Genomic DNA, 17,047 nt, shown 5'->3' on the forward strand with positions numbered 1-17,047 from the left:
AAAATTCTTATTGCTATTTTCACTTAAAGTTTAAGTCTTAATTTTGGAATATACAGCAACCATAGAAGAAGAAAATAAAGTAATAGCAAATCGTTACAAAGATTTACTAAAAGGTACTTATGAAGTCTTGTCTAAAGAAGACAAAGATTTAATAAGAAAAGCTTTTGATATTGCTGTAGATGCGCATTCTAAACAACGTAGAAAAACGGGCGAGCCTTACATTTTTCACCCAATTGCAGTTGCCAAAATTGTGGCTTACGAAATTGGTTTAGATGCTATTTCTATTGCTTCTGCATTGCTACATGATGTTGTTGAGGATACAGAATATACCATAGAAGATATGGAGCATCTTTTTGGTAAAACCATTGCTAAAATTGTAAATGGATTGACCAAAATATCGCGCTTAAACAAAGAGCAAGACGTTTCTATACAAGCAGAAAATTTTAGAAAAATGCTGTTAACATTAAATGACGATGTTAGAGTTATTTTGATAAAAATTGCAGACAGATTACATAATATGCAAACTATGGATGCAATGCCACCTCATAAACAGGTAAAAATTGCATCAGAAACGCTCTATATTTATGCGCCTTTGGCACATAGATTAGGCTTGTATAATATAAAAACAGAATTAGAAGATTTAGGTTTAAAATATACAGAACCAGAAGCTTACAACGGCATTCTAAGTAAAATAAAAGACAGTAAAGAAGAGCAAAAAAAGTATTTAAAACGTTTTGAAAACACGCTAAAAAAAGGACTTGATAAAGAAAACATTAAATACGAAATAAAAGGACGTTTTAAGTCGATTTACTCGATTCGCAAGAAAATGAGAAATCAGAATGTAACTTTTGATGAAGTTTACGATAAATATGCCATCAGAATTATTTATAAACCAAATTCTAATGATGATAAGTTTGATGCTTGGAAAATATATACCATCGTTACAGATTACTTTAAACCCAATCCATCTCGTTTAAGAGATTGGATTTCGCAACCAAAATCTACTGGCTATGAAGCTTTACACATTACTGTGGTTGGTCCTGATGCAAAATGGGTTGAAGTGCAAATTCGTTCTGATAGAATGAATGAAATTGCAGAAAAAGGATATGCAGCACATTTTAAATACAAACAAGCAGACACAGCAGATTCAGGTTTAGAAGGCTGGTTAAATAAATTAAAAGAAACTCTAGAAACTCAAAACTTAAATGCGGTAGATTTTGTAGAAAACTTTAAACTTAATTTATACGCCAAAGAAATCTATGTTTTTACGCCTATGGGCGATTTAAAATCATTACCAAAAGATGCTTCTGCATTGGACTTTGCATTCTCAATTCATACAGATGTTGGCTTAAAATGTAGAGGCGCAAAAGTAAATGGTAAATTAGTGCCTTTAAGCCATAAACTAAAAAGCGGAGATCAGATAGAAGTTATTACTAGTGCCAACAATAAACCCAATGCTAGATGGCTAGATTTTGTAATTACAGCAAGAGCTAAAGCCAGAATTAGAGCAGCTTTAAAAGAAGAAGAAAAATTAATTGCAGAAGAAGGAAAAGCCATTTTAATGCGTAAATTACGCCATTTAAAAATTACTTTTAATGAAAAAAGCACCAACGAATTAGTCAATTATTTTAAACTAAAAACGAGTTTCGATCTATTTTACAGAATAGGAAATGGCGCCATAGACAATACAAAATTAAAAGCGTTTGTTGCTCAAAGAAATAGTAAAATTTTAAATTTCTTTAAAACAAAACTCAGAAGATCTTCTTCTAATAAAGAATTGCATCAAGAAACAGAAGAAATTTCAGAAAAATTTGATGCTTTAGTTTTTGGTAAAGAAGAAGAAAAACTAAACTATAAACTTTCTAAATGTTGCAACCCAATTCCAGGTGATAAAGTTTTTGGATTTTTAACAATAAATGACGGTATTAAGGTTCATAAAAAAAACTGTCCCAATGCAATTTCTTTGCAATCTAACTACGCTTATAGAATTATGTTGGCCAAATGGATTGATTCTACCAAACAAGATTTTAAAGCCATTTTGCATTTAGAAGGTGTAGATAATCAAGGAATGGCAAATGATGTAACACGTATTATTTCTAATAATATGGGCGTTTTTATTAACAGCATTAACATAAAAGGAAACGAAGGTGTATTTGACGGAAAAGTATCTATAACTGTAAAAAACAGCTCTCAATTAGATAAACTAATAAAAAATCTTCATAAAATTGAAGGGATGAAAAAAGTAGAACGTGTTAATACTTTATAAATAACAATTCATTAAAAGTACACTTTTATTAAAAATAACTGTAAATTTGTTTTTTTGTAAAAAATCATTCATAAATGGGTAATTCTCTTGAAAATCAGGAAGTAGTAAAAAAAGTTTTTACTACATATTTAGAAGAAAATAAACATAGAAAAACTCCTGAACGCTATGCTATACTTCAAGAAATCTATGCTGCAGATGAACATTTTGACATAGAATCTCTCTATATTAAAATGAAAAACAAAAACTATAGAGTTAGTAGAGCAACACTCTATAATACTATCGATTTACTTTTAGATTGTGGTTTGGTTAGAAAACATCAATTTGATGGACAATCTATGGCACGTTATGAAAAAAGTTATTTCGATAAAAATCACGACCACGTAATTTATACAGATACTGGTGATGTAAAAGAATTCTGTGACCCACGTATTCAAATCATCAAAAAAACTATAGAAGATATTTTTGAGATAGACATTCACAGTCACTCACTTTATTTTTACGGAACAAAAAAGAAAAAATCTTAATTAACAATACAACAACACAAACAACAAATTAACACAACTAATGGCTGTAGATTTATTACTAGGATTGCAATGGGGAGATGAAGGAAAAGGAAAAATTGTAGACGTACTAACAAAAAATTACGACATCATTGCACGTTTTCAAGGTGGTCCAAATGCAGGACATACTTTAATTTTTGATGGACATAAACACGTTTTACATACAATTCCTTCAGGAATATTTCATAAAACAGCATTAAATGTTGTTGGTAATGGCGTTGTTATTGATCCTGTTATCTTTAAAAAAGAATTAGAAAACCTTGATAAACATAAAATAGATTACACTTCTAAATTATTAATTTCTAGAAAAGCACATTTAATTTTACCAACACATAGATTGTTAGATGCAGCTTCAGAAACCTCTAAAGGAAAAGCTAAAATTGGTTCTACATTAAAAGGAATTGGTCCAACTTATATGGACAAGACCGGTAGAAACGGAATGCGTGTTGGAGATTTAGAATTAGATAATTGGAAAGAAAAATATGATGCTTTAACTGAAAAGCATATAAAAATGTTAGAATTCTTTGATGTTCAAATAGAATATGATTTAAAAGAGTTAGAAGCAGAATTTTGCAAAGGAATTGATAAATTAAGAACTTTAGCTTTTATTGATAGTGAAGAGTTTTTAAACAACGCCATCAAAGAAAAGAAAACAATTTTAGCAGAAGGTGCCCAAGGTTCTCTATTAGATATCGATTTTGGCACCTATCCTTTTGTAACATCTTCTAACACTACTGCAGCTGGTGCTTGTACGGGTTTGGGTGTTGCACCCAACAGAATTGGTGAAGTTTTTGGTATCTTTAAAGCCTATACAACCAGAGTTGGATCTGGTCCTTTTCCTACTGAATTATTTGACGAAGATGGTGCAAAAATGGCTAAAGTTGGTCACGAATTTGGCGCAACTACTGGTAGACCAAGACGTTGTGGATGGTTAGATTTAGTAGCTTTAAAATATGCTGTAGATGTAAATGGAGTTACACAATTAATGATGATGAAAGGTGATGTGCTTTCTGGTTTTGACACTTTAAAAGTTTGTACTTCTTACAATTATAAAGGTAAAGAAATTAGTCATTTACCATATAATATTGAACCCGAAAATGTTTCTGTAAACTATTCAGAATTTAAAGGTTGGCAAGATGACTTAACTAAAATGACAACAGCAGCGCAATTGCCACAAAATTTATTAGACTATGTTGCTTTTATTGAAAAAGAAACGGGTGTACCTGTAAAAATTGTTTCTGTTGGACCCGATAGAAAACAAACAATTATGAGATAAATTTCCATCCAAATAAGAATATTTAAAAAAGCATCTTTCAAGTTTTGAAAGATGCTTTTTTTATCCTTATTAACGTGAGTTCTACATATTATTTATTGATAATCAATTAGTTATTTGTTTTTTGGTGCGCAGATGTCATTCAGACGAAGAATGAGGAAGAATCTTATTAAGATTGAGATTTCTCATCACTCGTACCTCGTTCTTTCGAAACGACAAAACACTGATAATAAGAAATATAGTACCTCAATATAATTCTATGTTATATCGAGCTCACGTTTATTAATAAAGATTTTTTTGAAACCAACTATCCTTGAGGCAGCGCCATAGAGATATTTTGCTGGTTTCATTCTCAATCAAGTTGAGGGTCAAAAACCAAAATTCTGTATTTAGATTCCCGTTTTCACGGGAATGACAATTTCAACGGAAACCCAGAGGTTCAGCCTCGAGGAATTCTTTTCGATTAAAGTTTTTCTATTTCTACTCCTATTAAGATTAATTTTTTGTTTTCAATATGTAAAGCGTTTAATAATGCGTCTTTATGTTCTGCAAAAAACTGTTTTTGTTCTGTAAATAAGTCATTATAATATTGAATTCCTTTTTCTAAATTATTCTTAAATTTCTTTAAATATCTCAATTGTTTTTTATCAATAGTAATTTTTACTTCATTTACTTTTTCTTGCAAATGTGTAATATAAAGTGATAATTCTTTGATAAAAATATTAGGTCTATCTGTTCTTGTTAGCATATTTTTTCTACCATAAATATGGTCTGTAATTCCACGTAAGCTCATAATTTTATCATAATAAGCCATATTTGGTCCAGGACAAACAGAAACTCCATCACCCGTTTTCTTGGTACTCATCTTATTTAAAATTAATGTAGAAGTACTTAAACCCACACAAATACAAGACTTTTCTGTAATCTGATTAAACCTTTGTTGTTTTTCTTCTGCTGATAATTCTAAAGTATCTAATTCTTTTAATTTATGATACTGATATTCTCTAGATGCTGTACATAAACCTGTTTCTTTAAATTCAGTATTCAATGCAATAAATTTATTAGGGCAAGAACTTCCTGGTCTATTTTTATCTATAAACCGTTGTTTTTCTACATCTTTTGTATTTCCTTTTAACGTATTAAAAGGAACTCCTAATGGTGATGTGTTACTCAAATACAAATCTTTTTCCTTAGCTTTTGCCAATTCTTTCATCGTTTTTTCATCAACACTTGTTGCTTCTGGAACTAATAAAAACGGGCTCCCCCAGCCTACAGAATCTAATTCATATTCTTCTATTAAAAAGGAATGTTCTTCGTCTGTACCAACACCTCCTTGAGTTGTTATTTTTAATTCTAATTCATTTTCTGGAATAACTTTATCTTCTTCTTTAAGCGCATCTATCAACATAGAAAATGTTTGAGATTTTAAAATTTCTTTATTTTCTTTAAATTCTTTTAAAACGGGGCCTAAAAGAAAACCATCTGTTGCAAAAGCATGACCACCACAATTTAAACCTGATTCTATTCTGTATTCTGAAACCCAAAGACCTTTTTTGGCTAAAAATTTACCTTGTATAAAAGCAGATCTATAATCACTTACTTTTAAAATAATTTTCTTTTTTATATTGCCTTTTTCATCAGGAAAAAAATCATCAAAATTACTTATGTATGCATATAATCTTGGGTTCATACCTGCAGAAAGTACTAAAGAAGATGCTAATTTACTTTCAGAAAAACCTCTTAACGCAGCGTGTGCATCATTATATTCTATGGGTAATAATTCTTTATTTAAGTAGTTTCCTTTATCAACTTTGGTCATAATATTTACATCAATATTACCCATTGTAAGGTTTTTATTTGCCCAATCTTTAAGCTTTTTAAAATCTACGCCTTCTTCTGTAAGTTTGATAAATTCTTTTTTTATTGAAGAATAATCTGGTAACATCTGAATGTAATCTTTTAAAACTTTGCTTTTTTCTGAAGTTATATTCTTAAGCTGATTAAACTTAATTTCTGTTTGTTCATGCAAAAGGTTTAAATAAGAAGTAATTCTTTTAGCTCTAAAGTCTTCTACTTTATCTGAAATTTCTTTGTAAGGAATTTCAAATTTTTCGCTATAAACTTTTCTCATTTTTTCTACTAAGATGTCATCAACCAAAGAAATAACTGAGTCTATGCCAAATTGAGCTACTTTTAAAGGAGAGTCTATTGTGAATCCTATTCCCATAACTGGAATATGGAATGAATGTACATTTTTCATTTTTTAGTTTAAATATAAATAAGCTGGCAATATATTCTTATTAACTAATGCATTATATGACTAATGTCACTAAAAAATTAGAAATATGATAAATAACAAAATGAATATTATTGTTGAAATTTTCCAAAAAAAATGTGCTTTTTTTAGTTCTATAAAAATAAAAGCAACTCCTATAAATTTTAGAACAGCAAGTAACATTATAACTTGAGTTAAATATTGTCCATTATAATTATTTGAAATGAATGCTGATGCAATTGTTAATAATAACAATAACAACCAAGTAATAATTATTTCTTTTTTCATCCTTAAAAAATTAAATAGATTACAGGAAATAATAACAACCAAATTAAATCGCACATATGCCAAAAGGCAGCACTAGCTTCAAAATCATCAATATTAGTTTTGAGTTTGTTCTTTTTTAATCCAAAATAAACAGAAACTAAGATTACCAAACCAACAATAACGTGAATTACATGAAATAGTGTAAGCATCCAATAAAAAGTAAAAAATGTATTGTAATTCATTGTTAATCCTGCATCTATTTTACTATAATATTCAAAGCTTTTTATCACTAAAAACAAGAAACCTCCAAGAATTGTTAATAATAAATAAAAAGATGATTTTGATATATTTTTATTCTTAACATAAGCAACAGATAATGCCATAAAAAATCCGCTAGTAATTAAAAGTATTGTATTTATTGTACCATAAGTTGTGCTAAGTAACTGTTTTGATTGATTAAAAACGGTAGGTTCTTCTTTGCCATAATAAACCATAGCAATTAATGCAACTCCAAAAGTAAAAAGTTCTAAAAATATGATAATCCACATTAGAATTCCACCTGGTGGATAAAATATGTTTTTGTGATTAACTACAGAATCATTCATAATTTTTTAATTTTTACGGGTGTTTTTTTAACTAATAAATATTTATGTACTGCAATAAAATTCTACAATTTTTCTTATGATTGATGTCTTATTTTTTCATACAACTGCACCAAAGATTTTAGCAATTCTACTGGCGATGTTAAAATCTGATAGTGATTTTGCCCAAACATTTGCGGTAAATAATACTTTGCTTGCGCTTCTATAGCCAACGCATACGAATTAATGTTTTGTTCATTTAATTCTCTTAAAGCTTGCTTAATATCATTTACACCATAACTACCTTCATATTTATCATAATCGTTTGGTTTCCCATCAGAAATTAAAATAACCCATTTATTTTTAGTTTCTCTTTGTTTTAACAAAGCTCCAGAATGTCTTAAAGCTGCACCAATTCTTGTGTACCCATTGGGTTCTATGGCACCTACTCTAACTTTAGTTGCATGCCAACTTTCATCAAAACCTTTTATAGAAATGTATGAAGAATGATTTCGGGTTTTTGAGTAAAAACAATCTATAGAAAAATCGATATCATATTCATTTAAAATTTCGCCAAAAAGGATAGAAACCTGTTTTTCTACATCAATTACTCTGTTATTTGCTGCATAACCATCTGTTGATAAACTAATATCTAACAACAATAAAATTGAAATATCTTTCTCTTTTTTTTTCTTTGATAAATAAATATTTTCTGATGGTGTTCTTTTAGATTTTATATCTACAAATAAATCAGTTAAAGCATCTAAATCATACTCATCACCTTGTGTTTGTCTTCTTTGTAATTTGTATTTATTATGAACTGTGCTTAACATTTTACGCAAACTCATTAATGTAGATTGATTGTCTGCAATGGTTTTTTTATAATATGCAACGTCTTTTTCTAAAATAGATTTTGGATACACTTTACAAAAATCTCTTTTATATTTTTTCTTAGTATAATCCCATTCATCATATTTTATATGATAGGCATTTGTATTTTTTTCTGCACTTTCAGAAATTGTTGTATTCTCTGTAAATTCCGCCTGATATACAGAATGAGCAGTATCATCTACTCTTACTGTATATTTCATATTTAAATCTTCTAATGCATTAGAATGCTCGTCTAAATCATCATCGCCATCAAAATCTTTAAAATTACCACCAAATTCTTCTGCAGTTTCTACTTTTTCGAATTGATGTTGCAAAACTGCATCTTCTTGTTGTTTTATATCTACCTGAACAGAAATTATTTCTTCTACAGCAGTAGATTTTAAAACCGTTTTTGGTTTTTCGCTTGCTGTTTTTACCTTTTCAGTAAAATTGTTTAAATCGTCTTTATCTTTTTCTAAATTACTGCGCATCCATTTGCCATAAATAAAAGAAAAATCTTCTGGTTTTTTATTTGTTGCTAACGATTTAAAAAAAGAAATATATTTTTTGTATAAAGTATCTGTATTCGGAAATTGATCGAATAAAATTTGTAAAATTTCTGGTGATGATTCTAACGCTTTTAATTGAGATTCTGCTAAAGTATGCTCTAAAGTATCTGTCCAATTTAGATGCAAGTTTTTTTGTATGGAAACATATAAAACTCTAAATAAATAGAAAGAAACATTATCTTCTAAGTTCTCAAAAAAAGAGATTTTTTTAGGTAAAAAGAAGTTGTTATTTTTATAACCTCCTTCTCTTTCTGCTTCGTAAATTGTAATTGATTTACCTGTTATTGCTCTAGCAAAAATGGTTAATCTGGGAGATAAATCATATAAATAAGCTGTATGAATTTGATCTTTTTCTTGCGCCTTTTTTCTTCGCTTAAAATAATTAGCAAACTTTGTAAAAATAAATTCATCAGGCTCAAATTCAAACATAATTTTCAGTTGACAGTTGGCAGTATCAGTTGGCAGCTACTGAACACTGCTACTGAAAACTGCTTACTATTTTATCATATCATTAAATCGCACAAATCTTTTAAGGCTGCAATTACTTCTAAATCGTCTGTTAAAGGTTCTACAATTGCAACGTGTACAGAGAGTCTTTTTGGCAAACCAGATTTTATTAATTTCCCTGCATCAACCAATAATCGTGTAGAAACTGTTTCTGTTAAACCTAATTCTGTAAGATTTCTAATTTTAATTGCTATTTGCACTAATTTTTTTGCATCAGCATCAGAAATTTCTGTTTCTTTTGTGATGATTAATCTTTCTATTTTCTCATCAGCATAATCAAAAGACATCGCAATAAAACGTTGTCTTGTAGAAGGTTTTAACTCTTTAAATCCTTTTTGATAACCAGGATTAAAAGAGGCTACCAACATAAAATCTGTATGTGCTTTTACTGTTATTCCTAATTTATCTATAAACAATTCTCTTCTATGATCTGTTAAAGAATGGATTGCCACCAAAATATCTGGTCTTGCTTCTGCAATTTCGTCTAAATATAAGATAGCTCCATTTTTTACAGCCATTGTTAAAGGCCCATCTAACCAAACAGTTTCTGCTCCTTTTATAATATACCTGCCTATTAAATCTGTAGAAGAAGTTTCTTCATTACAACTTACAGTAATTAATTCTTTGTTTAAAGAATGTGCCATAAACTCTATAAACCTAGATTTTCCTGTTCCTGTAGGGCCTTTTAAAAGTAAAGGTAATTTCTGTTGAAATGTATGATTAAAAACATCTACTTCTTTACCTATAGCTTGATAAAATGGAGAATTCTTCATTTATTAATATTTAAAGTTAATAAAATTGAGTGTAAAATAATTACACTCAATTTTATTATTTATAGATTTAACAATACTATTGTTTGTTCTTTTTTTCTAAAAGAATTGCTTTAGGAAATAAAATATTATTTTCTAAATGTATATGCTGATGCAAATCTTGTTCAAACTCTTCTAGCTTTGCATACAAGGCTCTAAAAGTATTACAAGCACTTTCTGGTGGCGTATAATTATTAGTAAGCTTACTAATTTCTTTAAAAATATCACCTGCATTTTCGTGCTCATTTTCCATCATTGCAATAGGATTATTTACAGTTCCGAAATGAGGCTGATTTACTTTTATACCTTCTTTATCAGCTTTTACTAATTGCTTTATAAACGGAAATAAAATTAACTCTTCTTTTTTCATATGTGCTGCTAATTCTTGAGCAACCTCGCTAAATAATCTATAAACTTCTACAACTTCTGTATAATGATGCCCGTGAACTTTTGCAACTTTAGCTGCATATTGTAACACCAAAGATGTATTTTCTTCTACATAAGTATGATGAATGTTCTCTATATGATCTACTAAAAAATCTAGTTTCCAGCTGTCATAATTATAGGCATTTGAAATTGGATTATTAATGCTTGATAGTTCTTTTTCTAATTCAGCATAAGAAACATTATTTTTTTCGCAAGCTTTTTTTATTGAAATACCTCCTCCACAGCAAAAATCTATTCCGTGTTTTTTAAATACATCTGCTGTTTTTATATTGTTTGTAACTACTTCTGCTACTGTGTTATTCTCTGTAATATTCATTATTCTTATCTTACTGGTTCTAAAAATTATTTTATTCTTTTTTTAATAATTTTGAGTTTCTAAAGCTTCATTATTCGGCTTACCGTGCTTGTAAAAATCTACTATGTATAGAATAACACCAACTGTAAATAGTAATGCACAAAGCATTAATACTATAAAATGAATGCTTATTTCATTTTGAACAGTCATAAAATCTAACTTCATTTTACGCTCTAGATATACTTGCGCAACACCAGCAACACCAAAAGCTACTGTCATACCAATCATACCAATATTAGACATCCAAAAAGCCATTCTACCTCTAGTAGTTTCATACAGTTTTCTACCTGTTAAATTTGGTAATGCATAGCTAATTATTGCAAAAACTATCATTCCGTAAGCGCCCCAGAAAGCTAAATGTCCATGCATTGCTGTTACTAAAGTTCCGTGTGTATATAAATTTGTTTGTGGTAAAGTGTGTGCAAATCCTAATAAACCTGCTCCTACAAAAGAAACAATTGCAGCACCAAGAGTCCAATACAGTGCTAATTTGTTTGGATGTTTCTTTTCTCCTTTTCTATACATATTTACGGCAAATAATGCCATTGCTAAAAATGCTAAAGGTTCTAGTGCAGAGAATATACCACCTACAATTAACCAAATTTTATTTACACCTATATAATAATAGTGATGTCCTGTACCTAAAACTCCTGATAAGAATGTTAAACCAACAATTACATATAACCATTTTTCTATAACTTCTCTATCTACACCTGTTAGTTTTATCAATAAAAATGAAAGAATACCTCCCATAATAAGTTCCCAAACTCCTTCTACCCAAAGGTGAACAACCCACCATCTAAAGAAAGAATCTGTTACTTGACTATCAAAAGGTAACATTCCTGGCAGATATAATAATGCTGCAAATAATAATCCCATAGAGAGTACTAATGCTGTTGTTGTTCTGCGTTTACCTTTAAAGAGCGTTGCTAAAATCAAACCTAAAAAAAGTAACACATTTACAACTACTAAATAATCTAAAGGCCTAGGAATTTCTAAAAATTTTCTTCCTTCCCAATAATTAAAGTGATACCCAACAATTGCTACAACACCAACAACAGCAAGTGAAATTAATTGTACATAAGCCAATTTTACACTTACTAATTCTCTTTGGGCTTCTTCTGGAATAATATAATAAGCTGCTCCCATAAAACCAGATAACAGCCAAACTACTAATAAATTTGTGTGTACTGCTCTTGCTGTATTAAAAGGAATAAAATCATGAAGATTGTCTAAACCTATACGTGCAAAACCCATAATAAAACCATAGGTAATTTGTAAAACTAATAATAGCATTGATAATGCAAAAAACCAATATGCTACTTTTTGCGATTTATATTTCATAATTTATATTCTTATTTGTTATTTTTTTTAGAAAGAGGTGATATTTTTCTGTCTACTCCAACTACTTCACCAAATCCGTTTAAATCTATATTACCAATCCACTTAAAAAAAGCGACCATATCTTCTGCTTCTTGCTCAGTCATTTTATACGCAACCATTTTTCTTCCATTTGGTTGCCATGGTACTGGAGACATTAAAATACTTTTTATCACTTCTTCACCTTCACCACTGTATTTATCATTTAATCTATCTACTACTTTTGTTAATTCTGGAGCATAGTAAGCTCCTTCTCCTAAAATAGTATGGCATCCCATACAATTGTTAGTTTCCCATATTTTTTTTCCTCTAATTGCAGATTCTGATAATTCTCCATAGTTTGTTTGATCATTTTCTCCTGAAAACGAATAAATCGTTAAACCAATGAAAATCAGAAACGTAACTAAAGTTCCTCCTAGGAAAAATGTTTTAGCTTGTTTTTTTGATAACATAATTAATTAGTTTGATTATAAAAAGACCTTTTTATCTTTTATTTAAAAACAAAGGTAACATTTATCAAAAAATTATAATATGATAATTGTCAGAAAAAAGGAGTTAGAAATCTTTTTTTCGAGATTTATAAATAATTCTAATTGTAGGTAAAATTACCCAAAAAGAAAGGGTAAAAAGAGAAACAAACATACCCCAATTTGTACCAAAAAACTTTTGGAAAACAGCACCTGTATATCCTAAAAGCGCAGAGATATCTAGCTTTAATAAAATAAGAATTCTTGATAAATCTATAGGATTAAAAATGATAGCAAATAAAGAAAATTGATCTAATGGATATTCTTGAAAAATTACCAAAGAGATTAAAAATAAACCATCATAAATAACTGCAAGAAATAACCACATTAAAATAGCGTAACCAAAACCTTTTATTTTATTTTCATTAGATAAAGCAATATTGAATGCTAGCGCAACAAAAATAAAGGTTAAAAAAGCACCCACTAATAACAAAGAAATAAAGTTAAAAATTGCCGTAGATTGTGTAATACCATAAGCTAAAAAAGGAATTCCTAAGCCTAAAACTAAACTCAAAGAAAGCGACAAAGAAACTCCTATATATTGCCCCATAAATATTGTACTTCTTTTTAAGGGTTGTGCTAATAAAAGCTCAGTGAATTCGCGCGAATTATAGTAATACATCACTCCAAAAATAGTACCAATTAAAGGTGTTAAAACCACAATAATATTCATTAAAGTAATCACAGCTTTTGATGTATCATTGTTTAAAAACAACAATACAAAACCAATAATTAAATAAAAGAAAAAGTACACATAACTCCATCTACTTCTTAATAAATCGAAAAAACTATATTTTAATATTTTAAGCATAATTCGTAGTTAAAATAGTGGCTATTGCGTGTTCTAAATCGGTTTGATTTGTTTGTTTCTTTAAGGAATCAATAGTTCCTTTAAAATGTATTTTACCATCTAACAGAAATACAATTTCATCAGCAATTTCTTCAACAAAACTCATAATATGAGAAGTAATTAAAATTGTTTTTCCTTTTTGTTTTTCTGATTGAATGATTTTTTTTAATCGAATTAATGAAATAGGATCTAAACCTGTGGTGGGTTCATCTAAAATAATTAATTCGCTATCGAACATAAAAGTTAAAACCAAGTTCACTTTTTGTTTGGTTCCGCCAGATAAATTATTTAATTTTTGTTTTAAAAACGGTTGTAAATCAAAAGTTTCTATTAATTCTTTATCATTAGCGGTTTTAGTTCTAATATCTTTTATCATCTGAATTAATTCAGAAACCGTTAAGTTTCCAGGAAAATTGGCAATTTGTGGTAAGTAATTTACATTGTTACGATATTGATGTTTTCTTAATATTTCTGTATCATCAATTTTTATACTCCCTTTTTCTGGAATTACCATTCCTAAAATGCTTTTTATTAAGGTAGTTTTTCCTGATCCATTTGGTCCTAAAACTGCAAAAATTCCACCAGATTTTATTTCTAAATTCAAATCTTTTAGAACAGTAACTTTTCCAAATTTTTTATGTAAATTATTAATTTCTATCATTTTACTTTTTGCATTAAAGGTTTGGTATCTGCCAAATTATCTGGCGTAAAAGCTGGTGATACTTTTTCAGAAAAATTAATAATATCTACAAACAAACTACGCAATAATACAATTGTTTCTGGGGTTTTATTTACTACATAAGAAAATAGTTTTACAGGTCTGTAAGGTACATCTCCTACTCCATTTTTATCTAAATCATAGCCAGTATATTCGCTCCAATAATTGTTATTAAAACTATTATCATTTAATTTACTATTGTAAGATAAATCAAAAGAATTATGCAAAAAATTATTCTTAGAAAACTTGTTTGCATAACAAGCTCCTGCAATTTTTAATGCCCAACCATTTCTTATAAAATTATTTTTTTTGTAGTTGATTCTTGTAGAGCCTTCAATATTTATAGCTGTAGTATTTTCTTGAAATGTATTATTGATAATTTCTGCATCGTAAATTTCTTTTAATAATAATCCGTAAGAAGCCATTCCCCAATTTTCAACAAACTTATTGTTAGACATTTTTATGAATTTTGAAAACATAACTGCCACTCCAGAACCATTGTTTTTAAAGATGTTATTGTGATATTCATCATTATTAGAAAACATAAAATGCAATCCATAACGCAAATTTTTGTAACTTAAATTATTGATGACTTTACTATCTGTAACAAACTCAAAGTAAATACCGTCTCTTAAATTATGGACTTCGTTCTTCTCTACAAGAACATTAGAACTGTGCCACATATGTATTCCGTTTCCAGAACCAGCTTCGTTAATAGCTTCACTAGAAATATGATTGTTTTTTAGGATTCCGTAGTGAGATTTTTCGACTAAAACACCAAAGAAAACAGCTTTAAAACGAACATCTTCAATCTTAAAATGTTTACTTCTAGAAATATAAATAGCGGCAAAATCTTTAGTGTAACTTTTACCTACATTTTTTAAAGTAATTCCTTTAATTGTAACGCTGTCTGATACTATTTTAAAAATATATCCTTTTTTGTTTCCATCAATAATAGCTTCTCTGTTTCCTATAATAGTTAAAGGTTTTTTTATTAAAATATCAAACTCTTGGTAGGTGCCTTTATCAATAAAAATAGTATCGTGTTTTGAGCTTTTATTTACCGCTTCTTTAATCGTTTTTATTGTACAACTTTTGCATACTTTTAATTGCTGTGCTTGTAAAGAAATGCTTACAAGAATTAATATAGATACTAGTAAATAAATTCTAATTTTTAATGCCATTTAAAATAGTAAACTGGTTCTTAAACTTACGCCTATTAGTACAAATAATACAGCCACTAAAGTTACCAAAACAATATGAATTGCTAATGGTTTTATTTTTTTTTTCGGAATTAAAAAAAAGCGCGCGTGTATTGCCAACCCTAAAGTTGTTATTAATAAAAGCAATTTTAATAGTATATGTTTCGGAAAATGCTCTTGAAAAATAAACCAGTCAGCAAAATTAGGCATTCTTATAAAAGCCAACCAAAAACCTGTAATTACTAAGGTTAGTAATGCAGGAAGACCAACAGGTTCATACGCTTTTTCAAAATTTTCTATGATAGCAAAATTATTTTTTTTTAATGCTTTTGGTAAAAAACGAATGGTTAAAATTAAATGTCCACCAACCCAAATTGTTGCAGCAATAATGTGTATAAAAACTAGTATTGGATACATTTTTTATATGAATAGTTTTGTTCTGATTAATTAATCTGAAAGATAGATTATTTATTTTGAAAAGTGTGTTTTTAATGATTCCCAATCAAATAATTGAGTACCATTTTGTTTTGCCTCTTTATAAGTTGTATAAGATGATAAATATGCACCCATTGGACTTTTAATTTTTTTGCTAATTAAATAAGTTGCCTCTGTTGCGTTTATCAATTTTTTTGGTTGATTATAATCTGTAACTAAAATATATGCTAACGAATTTTCTTTTTTGTTTTTTATGTCATTTAACAAACATTCTGCGGCATCATATTTAAAAGCTTTTCCTTTTTTTGTTACTATTTGTGCTGCAAATTTTGTTTCTACAATTGTCATTTTACAAAAACTACAGGCGTCTTTACCGTACTCAATTTTTTGAGGCTCTACTGAGCAACTCATCAATAAAAATAAGCTTAGAAATGAGAAAAAAGTAAATCTAAATTTTATCATTTTGCACTTTCTTTTTTTCCTATAAAAAAAGCTATAAATGTTAGCAACATACCTACAAACATAAAGTAAGCACCCAATCTAGGATAAGAATGTGCTGTGAAATTTAAAATATCTTTAGTTCCGAATAAAGGTGGCTGAAATCCCATAATAGATCCATCTGGATTTGTAAATTTCATAATAGCTTTTGGGTCTAAATTATGACCATAATCATATTCCCACAAATAAAAATCGTACATACCAGCAATACCTAAAATTGTCATTAAAACAAACCAGCCTAAATACATTTTATAGTTGGCTTTAAAACCAATTAAAACTCCTAAAAAAACCATAACTAAAATTGCAATAGGAAATATTTTAAATTCAGGAATTGTTTTAGGAATGTATTGCATACCCACATAATGATTCATTAAGTTGATATTTTTAATATCAAACTCATTGGTATCTTCAAATTTATTAATATGAATATCCATTCCTAATGGAGTTGGATATTGAGGAGCTTCTAAAGTAATATTCCATAAAGGAAATATAAAAAGTCCTAACAATAATAAGGAACCAACTATCATTGTAATCTTCGATTTTTTCATTGCTAAAATTTTAATCTAAAATATATGAATTTGCGTTATGGCTTCTAAATTTTGATTTAGGCTGCTTAATTATTATCAATCAAAAAATATCAAGCAGCCTATCAACCAAA

Annotated in this window: 16 protein-coding genes; 3 read left to right on the top strand and 13 right to left on the bottom strand. The window is 28.6% G+C overall.

What is annotated here, in order from left to right:
• Nucleotides 1-43: 43 nt before the first annotated feature.
• The 3 genes from ACY2RX_RS02755 (at nt 44) to ACY2RX_RS02765 (ending at nt 4,102) form a co-directional block, all read left to right on the top strand.
• A complete protein-coding gene (locus ACY2RX_RS02755) occupies nt 44-2,266 on the top strand; it encodes a RelA/SpoT family protein (RefSeq protein ID WP_490102421.1) in 2,223 nt (740 codons plus the stop codon).
• 74 nt (nt 2,267-2,340) lie between these two features.
• Entirely contained in the window at nt 2,341-2,790 is a 450-nt protein-coding gene (locus ACY2RX_RS02760) for a Fur family transcriptional regulator (RefSeq protein ID WP_490102422.1), read from the top strand.
• 40 nt (nt 2,791-2,830) lie between these two features.
• Entirely contained in the window at nt 2,831-4,102 is a 1,272-nt protein-coding gene (locus ACY2RX_RS02765; protein ID WP_490102423.1) for an adenylosuccinate synthase, read from the top strand.
• 460 nt (nt 4,103-4,562) lie between these two features.
• Here ACY2RX_RS02765 and ACY2RX_RS02770 read toward each other — a convergent pair whose 3' ends face one another.
• From ACY2RX_RS02770 to ACY2RX_RS02830, 13 genes are all read right to left on the bottom strand, one after another.
• The gene (locus tag ACY2RX_RS02770; protein ID WP_490102424.1) at nt 4,563-6,359 is read right to left on the bottom strand and encodes a hypothetical protein; all 1,797 of its coding nucleotides are present in this window, start codon (nt 6,357-6,359) and stop codon (nt 4,563-4,565) included.
• Between the two features lie 305 nt (nt 6,360-6,664).
• Entirely contained in the window at nt 6,665-7,246 is a 582-nt protein-coding gene (locus ACY2RX_RS02775; protein WP_490102425.1) for a cytochrome c oxidase subunit 3, read from the bottom strand.
• A gap of 74 nt (nt 7,247-7,320) precedes the next feature.
• The gene (locus ACY2RX_RS02780; RefSeq protein WP_490102426.1) at nt 7,321-9,090 is read right to left on the bottom strand and encodes a nitric oxide reductase activation protein NorD; all 1,770 of its coding nucleotides are present in this window, start codon (nt 9,088-9,090) and stop codon (nt 7,321-7,323) included.
• 74 nt (nt 9,091-9,164) lie between these two features.
• Nucleotides 9,165-9,941 carry a CbbQ/NirQ/NorQ/GpvN family protein gene (locus ACY2RX_RS02785; protein ID WP_490102427.1) on the bottom strand — a complete coding sequence of 259 codons (777 nt, stop codon included), beginning with the start codon at nt 9,939-9,941 and terminating at the stop codon, nt 9,165-9,167.
• A 76-nt stretch (nt 9,942-10,017) separates the two neighbouring features.
• Nucleotides 10,018-10,740, bottom strand: coding sequence for an iron-sulfur cluster repair di-iron protein (gene ric / locus ACY2RX_RS02790; protein WP_490102428.1), 723 nt, complete (start codon nt 10,738-10,740; stop codon nt 10,018-10,020).
• A 42-nt stretch (nt 10,741-10,782) separates the two neighbouring features.
• Complete coding sequence (locus tag ACY2RX_RS02795; RefSeq protein WP_490102429.1) at nt 10,783-12,123, bottom strand: cbb3-type cytochrome c oxidase subunit I; 1,341 nt, start codon at nt 12,121-12,123, stop codon at nt 10,783-10,785.
• Nucleotides 12,124-12,134: 11 nt separating this feature from the next.
• Nucleotides 12,135-12,611: a c-type cytochrome gene (locus tag ACY2RX_RS02800; protein ID WP_490102430.1), complete on the bottom strand. Its 477-nt coding sequence runs from the start codon at nt 12,609-12,611 to the stop codon at nt 12,135-12,137.
• 103 nt (nt 12,612-12,714) lie between these two features.
• Nucleotides 12,715-13,497 carry an ABC transporter permease gene (locus tag ACY2RX_RS02805; protein ID WP_490102431.1) on the bottom strand — a complete coding sequence of 261 codons (783 nt, stop codon included), beginning with the start codon at nt 13,495-13,497 and terminating at the stop codon, nt 12,715-12,717.
• Entirely contained in the window at nt 13,490-14,197 is a 708-nt protein-coding gene (locus ACY2RX_RS02810) for an ABC transporter ATP-binding protein (protein WP_490102432.1), read from the bottom strand. Before ACY2RX_RS02810 ends, ACY2RX_RS02805 begins: the two co-directional genes overlap by 8 nt.
• Nucleotides 14,194-15,438 carry a nitrous oxide reductase family maturation protein NosD gene (locus ACY2RX_RS02815; protein ID WP_490102433.1) on the bottom strand — a complete coding sequence of 415 codons (1,245 nt, stop codon included), beginning with the start codon at nt 15,436-15,438 and terminating at the stop codon, nt 14,194-14,196. Before ACY2RX_RS02815 ends, ACY2RX_RS02810 begins: the two co-directional genes overlap by 4 nt.
• The gene (locus ACY2RX_RS02820; RefSeq protein WP_490102434.1) at nt 15,439-15,873 is read right to left on the bottom strand and encodes a CopD family protein; all 435 of its coding nucleotides are present in this window, start codon (nt 15,871-15,873) and stop codon (nt 15,439-15,441) included.
• Between the two features lie 51 nt (nt 15,874-15,924).
• Nucleotides 15,925-16,353, bottom strand: coding sequence for a nitrous oxide reductase accessory protein NosL (locus ACY2RX_RS02825; protein WP_490102435.1), 429 nt, complete (start codon nt 16,351-16,353; stop codon nt 15,925-15,927).
• Nucleotides 16,350-16,937, bottom strand: coding sequence for a hypothetical protein (locus tag ACY2RX_RS02830; protein ID WP_490102436.1), 588 nt, complete (start codon nt 16,935-16,937; stop codon nt 16,350-16,352). The genes ACY2RX_RS02825 and ACY2RX_RS02830 overlap by 4 nt, the downstream gene beginning before the upstream one ends.
• Nucleotides 16,938-17,047: the final 110 nt, after the last annotated feature.

This window comes from Polaribacter sp. 2405UD43-2 (genome assembly GCF_058147125.1).

What these genes read in the sequence shown, in the direction of transcription:
- ACY2RX_RS02765 (WP_490102423.1), top strand. Translation starts at nt 2,831, where the DNA reads ATGGCTGTAGATTTATTACTAGGATTGCAATGGGGAGATGAAGGAAAA.
- ACY2RX_RS02780 (WP_490102426.1), bottom strand. Translation starts at nt 9,090, where the DNA reads ATGTTTGAATTTGAGCCTGATGAATTTATTTTTACAAAGTTTGCTAAT.
- ACY2RX_RS02810 (WP_490102432.1), bottom strand. Translation starts at nt 14,197, where the DNA reads ATGATAGAAATTAATAATTTACATAAAAAATTTGGAAAAGTTACTGTT.
- ACY2RX_RS02795 (WP_490102429.1), bottom strand. Translation starts at nt 12,123, where the DNA reads ATGAAATATAAATCGCAAAAAGTAGCATATTGGTTTTTTGCATTATCA.
- ACY2RX_RS02770 (WP_490102424.1), bottom strand. Translation starts at nt 6,359, where the DNA reads ATGAAAAATGTACATTCATTCCATATTCCAGTTATGGGAATAGGATTC.
- ACY2RX_RS02805 (WP_490102431.1), bottom strand. Translation starts at nt 13,497, where the DNA reads ATGCTTAAAATATTAAAATATAGTTTTTTCGATTTATTAAGAAGTAGA.
- ACY2RX_RS02760 (WP_490102422.1), top strand. Translation starts at nt 2,341, where the DNA reads ATGGGTAATTCTCTTGAAAATCAGGAAGTAGTAAAAAAAGTTTTTACT.
- ACY2RX_RS02830 (WP_490102436.1), bottom strand. Translation starts at nt 16,937, where the DNA reads ATGAAAAAATCGAAGATTACAATGATAGTTGGTTCCTTATTATTGTTA.
- ACY2RX_RS02800 (WP_490102430.1), bottom strand. Translation starts at nt 12,611, where the DNA reads ATGTTATCAAAAAAACAAGCTAAAACATTTTTCCTAGGAGGAACTTTA.
- ric (WP_490102428.1), bottom strand. Translation starts at nt 10,740, where the DNA reads ATGAATATTACAGAGAATAACACAGTAGCAGAAGTAGTTACAAACAAT.
- ACY2RX_RS02820 (WP_490102434.1), bottom strand. Translation starts at nt 15,873, where the DNA reads ATGTATCCAATACTAGTTTTTATACACATTATTGCTGCAACAATTTGG.
- ACY2RX_RS02815 (WP_490102433.1), bottom strand. Translation starts at nt 15,438, where the DNA reads ATGGCATTAAAAATTAGAATTTATTTACTAGTATCTATATTAATTCTT.
- ACY2RX_RS02775 (WP_490102425.1), bottom strand. Translation starts at nt 7,246, where the DNA reads ATGAATGATTCTGTAGTTAATCACAAAAACATATTTTATCCACCAGGT.
- ACY2RX_RS02825 (WP_490102435.1), bottom strand. Translation starts at nt 16,353, where the DNA reads ATGATAAAATTTAGATTTACTTTTTTCTCATTTCTAAGCTTATTTTTA.
- ACY2RX_RS02785 (WP_490102427.1), bottom strand. Translation starts at nt 9,941, where the DNA reads ATGAAGAATTCTCCATTTTATCAAGCTATAGGTAAAGAAGTAGATGTT.